6 protein-coding genes are annotated in these 7,464 nt (G+C 62.0%); 5 read left to right on the plus strand and 1 reads right to left on the minus strand.

Annotated features, from left to right (window positions below; all coding sequences use genetic code 11):
• The first annotated feature begins 120 nt into the window (after positions 1-120).
• The 5 genes from NK1_RS10525 to NK1_RS10545 all read left to right on the plus strand — a co-directional run bounded on the left by NK1_RS10525 (position 121) and on the right by NK1_RS10545 (position 6,856).
• Entirely contained in the window at positions 121-1,329 is a 1,209-nt protein-coding gene (locus NK1_RS10525) for a DUF7373 family lipoprotein (protein ID WP_063008322.1), read from the plus strand.
• Complete coding sequence (locus NK1_RS10530) at positions 1,326-2,573, plus strand: DUF7373 family lipoprotein (RefSeq protein ID WP_157104194.1); 1,248 nt, start codon at positions 1,326-1,328, stop codon at positions 2,571-2,573. The genes NK1_RS10525 and NK1_RS10530 overlap by 4 nt, the downstream gene beginning before the upstream one ends.
• A gap of 76 nt (positions 2,574-2,649) precedes the next feature.
• Positions 2,650-4,269 carry a serine/threonine-protein kinase gene (locus NK1_RS10535; RefSeq protein ID WP_063008324.1) on the plus strand — a complete coding sequence of 540 codons (1,620 nt, stop codon included), beginning with the start codon at positions 2,650-2,652 and terminating at the stop codon, positions 4,267-4,269.
• A 74-nt stretch (positions 4,270-4,343) separates the two neighbouring features.
• On the plus strand, positions 4,344-5,546 hold the full coding sequence (locus tag NK1_RS10540; RefSeq protein ID WP_157104195.1) for a DUF7373 family lipoprotein: 1,203 nt from the start codon (positions 4,344-4,346) through the stop codon (positions 5,544-5,546).
• A gap of 32 nt (positions 5,547-5,578) precedes the next feature.
• A complete protein-coding gene (locus NK1_RS10545) occupies positions 5,579-6,856 on the plus strand; it encodes a DUF7373 family lipoprotein (protein ID WP_063008326.1) in 1,278 nt (425 codons plus the stop codon).
• A gap of 92 nt (positions 6,857-6,948) precedes the next feature.
• Here NK1_RS10545 and NK1_RS10550 read toward each other — a convergent pair whose 3' ends face one another.
• Positions 6,949-7,251: a WXG100 family type VII secretion target gene (locus NK1_RS10550; RefSeq protein WP_063008327.1), complete on the minus strand. Its 303-nt coding sequence runs from the start codon at positions 7,249-7,251 to the stop codon at positions 6,949-6,951.
• Between the last annotated feature and the right edge of the window lie 213 nt (positions 7,252-7,464).

Genomic DNA, 7,464 nt, shown 5'->3' on the forward strand with positions numbered 1-7,464 from the left:
TCGCGTGCCGGGTGCCGCCGCCGGTGAAAGGCACCCCGTCGGAGGCGAGTGCTATCTTCTTCGCAGCGTCGGCCGAACAGGCACCTGTGTTCACCGGCGTGGAGCCTGTGGGAGGGGACTATGCGAAATTCCGTGCGCGTGCTGGCCGCTGCCGTGGCCGCGCTGGCGCTGGCCGCGACGGGATGCGGCTCCGATCCGACTCCCGCTCCGGCCGCCGAGCCGACGGTCGATCTCAGCGGTCTCGACGTGGGGCCGTACGACGCCACGCCGCGCGATATGGGCAAACCCACCAATCCCGGTCAGGCCGCGTTCTACGAGGCGGAACGACTCGGCAGCACGATGCCGCTGCCGATGGATATCGACCCGGCCTTCACCCACACCGGCAAACTCGACACCCTGGTCTTCCTCGATCCGAAGACGTCGGTGATGAAGGATTTCACCGACCTGAGCAACTTCGCCGAAGACGCCCCGGACCTGATCGGCGGCTTCGTGTCCTACGGTCGCGACGACCCGGACAATCTGGGCAGCGAGCTGGTCAACGCGGCCATGATCTTCCCGACCGAGCAGCGCGCGACCGAGGTCGCCGCGGCCCTGGAGCGGCGCGATTTCGGCCGCGATCCGCAGACCCAGGCGGTGGCGATCCCCAATTATCCGCTGACTCACGCACATTGGGTACCGACCAAACAGGCGATCAACAACTGGTATCCGTCCGGTCGGCTGGTGCTCTACACCTCGGTCTACGACCAGGCCAAGAACTGGTTCAACAAGGTCGATCTCCCGGCGCTCGTTTCCCGTGTGCAGAAGAGCCTCGACACCGTCCTGCCCGCGCTCGCCAAGTTCCAGCCGACACCGCCGGACAAGCTGATGGATCACCCGATCGACGTCGACGGGATGCTCGGCCGGACCATGGTCCGGCCGAAGGAGGCGACCGGCGAATGGCTCAACCCGCCCGGGGTCTACCTCGGCCGTGCGGGGCTGCACTTCAGTAGCGATCCGGGCGAGTCCCGGGTGTGGTACGACCGTGACGGTGTCGACCGCTTCGCCGATTACGGCAACGAGGTGTATCGGGCCCGCGACAGCGCCGCAGCCGCCGATGTCCGCGACGAACTGGGCGGAGCGGAAAAACATTTCAAGCAGGCGGCGGCACCGAGGAACCTTCCGGTCGCGAAGTGCCGGGAATACAACGGTAAAGAGAAGTTGGCCGTCCGCTTCTACTGCTCGGTGTACTACGGCAGATATGCCTCGCTGGCCTGGGGTGAGCAGTTGCTCGATGCGCAGCAACGCATTTCGGCCCAGTACACCATCCTGGTGAAGGCGGACCGGAAATGAGTACACGATTCGTTCGGGCGGCGGCCGTCGCGGCCTGTCTCGGCGGGCTCCTGGCGGCGACCGGGTGCGGCGCGACGATCGGTGGCTGGGCTGGCCCGTCGGAAATAGATGTGCGAAAGCTCGATGTCGGCAACTACGACGTGCGGCCACTCGATATCCACGTGGACTTCCGCCCGGGCTTCGTCAACGCTCCCGAGGCCGCGGGTATGCGGCTCGCCGAGTACGTGGTGACCGCGGATCAGGTCGATTCGACGTTGACGAAACGCGAGAAGGCGGGCAGCTTCTCGGCCGGGGTCCTGCCCGATGCGCTCGGCAACGAGGACGAGATGGAGGCCACCGCCAAACGCGACCACATGGTGTACGGCTTCTCGACCGCGGCCAGCGACAAGAACTCCGGATGGGGTTTCACCGGCTGGCCGAAACCCGAGAAACCCAACTCCACCGTGCTCGCACTGTCGGTGATGCAATTCAACGACGCCGCGAGCGCCACCCGGGCCGCCACCGATTTCTACAACACCGATTTCAATGCATACAAGGACCAGAACCAGTCGGTGCCGCTCGCGAAATACCCCGACGCCCACGCACATTGGCGTCCCGGAACACCGTCGATCCGGTCCTTCCTCGCACACGGCCCCTATGTGGTGTCGGTACTGGCCCTCACTCCGACACCGGACCTGAACAGCCTCACCGCCCTCACCGAGAAGACGCTGGACACCGAATTCCCGCTGTTGGACCGGTTGCAGCCGATCTCCGACGAGGACACGGTCAAACTGCCCTGGGATCCGAATTACCTGCTCAGCCGTGCTCTCAACACCGGCCAGTCCGGTCGTCCGCAATACGGCGACGACAACGGTGTATTCGGCCCGCACGGAATCGTGCACTACATGCCCGATCGCAAGGCCGCCGCGCAGAGTGTCGCCGCATTGAAGGCCGCCGAATTCGCCAAGACCTCCGACGCCCTGGTGCTGCGCTCGGACGACGCGGCCGCGGCGAAAAAGGCTGTCACCGACCGCGTCACGTTCCAGGGCGGTGGCCCCGCCGTCGGCCCGGTACCTCAGATCGCGGATTCGGCGTGCGTGGAGAACAGCACGAAGAATACCGATTTCGGCGGGCCCAAGCGGTACACCTGCATCGTCGCCTACCGCAATTACGTCGGCTATGTGACCTCGAATCAGCTGGTCGATGTCCATCAACGCGCGGCCGCGCAGTACGCCCTGTTCGCCAACAGCCAGTGGCAGCCGTGACTCGACCGCCCACCTCGAAGTCCAGTAAGCTCCGCGACGATACGCGGCCCGCCGAACTACCAGGAGTTTGTTACAGATGGTGATGAGTCCCGGCACCATCGTCGGTGGGTATCGGATCGTTCGCCAGCTGGGCGCCGGCGGGATGGGCACGGTGTATCTCGCCAAACATCCCAGCCTTCCGCGCATGGACGCCATCAAGGTGCTCAGCGGCGAACTGTCGTCCAACCACGAATTCCGGGGCCGATTCGAACGCGAGGCCAATCTCGCTGCAGGCCTGGACCATCCGAATATCGTGTCGGTTTACAACCGCGGTGAAGAGCACGGCCAGCTGTGGATCGCCATGCAGTACGTCGACGGCACCGACGCCTCGGCCGAACTGGCCCGCGACCCGCATTCGATGACTCCGCTGCGCGCGCTGCGCATCGTCACCGAGGTCGGCAAGGGCCTGGACTACGCGCACCGCCGCGGGCTCCTGCACCGCGACGTCAAACCTGCGAACTTCCTGCTGTCGGTCCCCGAGGACGACGACGAGGAACGTGTGCTGCTCACCGATTTCGGCGTCGCCAAATCCACCGACGACGCGACCGAACTCACCCAGACCGGCAGCTTCGTCGCGACGATCGCCTACGCGCCGCCGGAACAACTCCAGGGCATGGCGGTCGACAGCCGCGCCGACATCTACAGCCTGGGCTGCGCGTTCTACAAGCTGATCACCGGCCAGAACCCGTACCCCGCAACCCAACCCGCGATGGTCATGATGGGGCATCTCTACGAGCCCCCTCCCCGCGCCACCGCCGTCAACTCCGGCCTCCCACCCGCGATCGATCACGTCTTCGCGCGTGCCCTGGCGAAAAATCCCGCCGACCGCTTCGCCAGCTGCCGCGAACTCACCGACGCCGCCGCGAACGCCCTCACCCCCGGCCACACTCCGGTCCGCACCACCACCTCCCCGACCTACCCCATCCAGGTCTTCGACCAGCGCCCGCAGACCGACCCCCGCACCCCACTCCCCCACCAGACCCAATCCGGAATCCGGACCCAGACCGGCCCCCGCCCCGACCCCGACCTCTCCCGCCTCCTCGAACCGAAACCCAAGAGCCGCAAACCCCTGATCCTCGGCGGAGTCGGCGCACTCGTCGCCGTCGCCTTGGCCGCCGGCATCGGAATCTGGGCGACACAGGGCAATTCGGGCGGGACGGGGCCGACGACCACATCGGCATCGGCGGCAGCGACGACGACCACGACGGCATCGTCGTACACGTCGGTTGCGCAAGCGCGCGAAGCCAATCCGACGTTCGCGGGCAAAACCATCACGATCGTCGATGTCACCAACGACGACAAACTCGCCATCTACCTGGACGGCACGCCGCAGGCGAAATTTCTCGAAGACCTGGGGTTCGTTTACAACCTCAATTATTCGAAGAAGGGGGACGAGCCGTCGCCGCGGCCGATTTCGGACACGGACTACGACGCATTCAAATTCTCGGACGACAGCTACGTTCTCGCGGTACGTAGTGACAAGAGTGCCGGAGGCGGTGGACTTCTGGGGCTGCCCTTCCAGTTGACCAGCTCGCGTGCCACCGTTGTTCCACTCGATGACGCTTCGACCGTTGCGGCGATTCGAAATTGGGGGACGAATTCCGAGCAGACCATGCTCACCAAACTGGTACCACTATTGCATGACCGCGTGCGGTAGGAGGATACCGCAGGCTGCGATTTCATTCGCAGCGTTACACGAACGTACGGGGAGGGATATTGCGAAAACCGAATATGGCGACAGCCGCGCTGCTGGCGGTCATCGTTGCATTCAGCGCTGCATGCGGCTCCGGTCAGCGAAAATCCGACCCGACAGATCCATCTCCACACGTCAGTGTCAACGACCTCGACGTCGGTAGTTTCACGACGTCACCTGGGAAAGTTGGAAGCCCGAATCCTGCGCGGGCCAGAATTATGGAGGGCCAGAGACTCGGTAGCGTCGCTCCCCTTGCTATGGAGATCGACCCGCGTTTCAAGTACCAGACCGGCGTCACCGATTCCGACGTCCACGCGTGGCTGGACCCTTCGATCGCCGGCATCGACTCCGAAAACTTGGATGACGATGCGAAAGGCTTCATCGCGGGCTACTACACATGGGGCAGGTCCGAGAAGGACCTCGGAATAGCCCAGACAATTTCATATTCAGTACTCCTGTTCGCCGACCAGGATGCCGCAACTGGCGCGGCAAGGTCTTTGTACGATCGTACGCTGGCGGATCACATCCATGGATCGCCGGAAATGGATTTTCGGCCCGTGACAATCGACGGGCATCCCGACATACGTTCCTACTGGGTTCCCGGGGAAGAATACCTGCATTCGTACATCGCACACGGCCGATTCGTGATCTACTTGAGCGTTTCGGACGGCGCAAAAGAGAAATTGCACGAAGATTCGCGCGCAGAATTGACCGAGCTGACCACCAAAAGTCTGTCGGTCATAACGCCGGCGATAGATCGCTTCACGCCGACACCCCCCGAGCAACTCGCGACAGGGCCGGTCGACCACGACAACATACTCGGCAGAACACTGCGACGCTCCCCCACCGACAGCGCCAAGGACGCCCCAGGATTTTACGACCGGCACGCCGCCCTCCATATGTCATCGGATCCCGGCGCCGATGCCGGATTGTTCTCTGCGACCGGGATGGATTGGATGGCCAGCAACGGGAGTCGGCTGTATCGCGCGAAAGACGCCGCCTCTGCACAGAAGTTGCTCATTGCGCACTCCGCGCCGGAGAAGCTCGATCGACTGGTCGGCTCGCCCAAGAATCTCCCTTGGATTCGATGCTACGAGTACCGGGGCGATGATTACGGAAGATTCAGATTTCGCTGTTATCTGCGATACAACGAGTACGTTTCGGAAGTCAGTTCCAACCAGCTCATCGACGTTCACCAGCGGGCATCCGCCCAATACGCGATCCTGGAGAACTCGAACTAGCTGCGGAATCTCGTCATGAATCGAGCCATAGTATGAGAAAAATCTCGCGCTCTCTGCTGCTCACCTTTGCCACTTTGATTACGGTGGTGGGTTGCGGCGACATCAAGTCCGGATCGCCGATTGCGGGGGAGATCGATGTCCGACATCTGGATACCGGGCAATATCCGACCGAGCCCATCGACACATATCAGGAGTACAGCCATACGGTAGAGAACGGCTCGGCGCTGGCGGAAATTCGATTGATGAACCACATGGTAACCGGCCTCGACGTAGATCCGACTTTGAAGTACGGCAGCGGGGCCCAAAACTTGGAGAAGAGCTGGGATTTCGAACGAGTACTGTCCAAAGCAGGTGCCGCGGCAGCCCTTCGGAACAAGCCGATGTTCGGTTTCGCCTCCGGGAGTAGCGACCACGAGCCGGATCTGACCGGACAATCTATTCCATCTGCAACGCTGATCACTCTCGCCATAATGCAGTTCCCGAGCAGCGACAGTGCAAATCGCGCTGCCGCAGAGATCGAGAAGGCGGACTTCGATGTAGCACCCGACCGAAACCAATCTGTGCATCTGGGGAAGTATGCGGAAGCTCATTCCCATTGGCAGCCCGGGACGCCTAGTATCGGCTCGGTTGTGGCCCGAGGTCAGTATGTAGTCAGTACGTTTGCGCAGACCCCGGACGGAAAACTGGACAATCTCACGGCTCTCGTCGAAAAGACGTACGACAAACAGTTGCCGATGCTCGACTCGCTGTCGCCTTTGTCAGCCGAGCAAGTGCTCAAACTCGAGCCGGGCCCTGACGACCTGATGAGACGGGTTATCAACCCGAACAAGTATTACCTTCCGCGTAACGGATCGCTGGGCTCGTACGAGGAGCGTGGATTTCTGCAACTTCAAACCGATAGGGCAGCAGCGAAAGCACTCTACGAATCCACACATGTCGACCGGTTCGCGGTTTCGGACGCCTACAGTCTGATGTCGCGCGATTTCAATTCCGGAGGTAACGCGCAGGCGTTCGGAAAAGGAATAATGCGGAATGTCGACGGCGGAGCCATCGTGTATCGAACCGCTGGTCAATCCTCCGCCCGCGAGGCCTATGACAAGCTCTTGACCGATCCCGACACCCGCTCGACGCCCAAGAACCTTCCGAACTCCAAATGCAAGCAGCTTCCCGACAACGGCTATTATCGACAATTCACCTGCGCGATACAGTACCGGAATTATGTAGCGGTCACATGGAGCCGGCAGCTCGACGACGCGCAGCAACGCGCGGCCGCAGAGTACGCACTACTGGCAAACAGTGAATGGATGTAGCAGGGCGGGAGGGCGATCCGAGTAGCTATGCAGAAAGGGCTGGCCGCATTCGCGTGGGAATACGGCCAGCCCTTTCGACAAACCTCGCGTGATCAGCCGCCGATGATCTTCGCCGCCAGAATGTCCGCGCCCTGCATCGCCTCACCAGCGTCGACGGTCTTTACGCCGAGCTGCGCGAGCGCAGCCGACATTTCGTTGGACTGCTGGCTCCAGTTGACCTGTACCTGCTGGAAAGCCTCGGCACCCGCACCGCCGAAGTTTTCACTCATGAACGCTTGGAACTTGCGCTCCATGTCCTCGAGTTCGGACGTGATGTTCTTGGCAACGGTGTGGAGCTGACTACCGCCGTCGTTGATGCCGCCGAAGTTGTATGAGATCGAGCCGAAGTCGGCCATTGTTTCCCCTTATGAATGTCTGTAGTCAGAATAGGTCGGACGAGCTCACCGTCACATGTTCAGAAGCGAATCCACCTCTTTGAGGTGGTGCAGCTGATCCATTTCGACATGACCATACTTCTTGTTGACATCCTGCAAGTTGTCGGCGTTCTGCAGGAGACTGTCGTTCATCCGCTTCGCTGCGTCCAGGAAACGTTCGAACGTCGCCTGAAG

It is taken from the genome of Nocardia kruczakiae NBRC 101016 (genome assembly GCF_001612965.1).
In the GTDB taxonomy this organism is placed as follows: Bacteria; Actinomycetota; Actinomycetes; order Mycobacteriales; family Mycobacteriaceae; genus Nocardia; species Nocardia kruczakiae.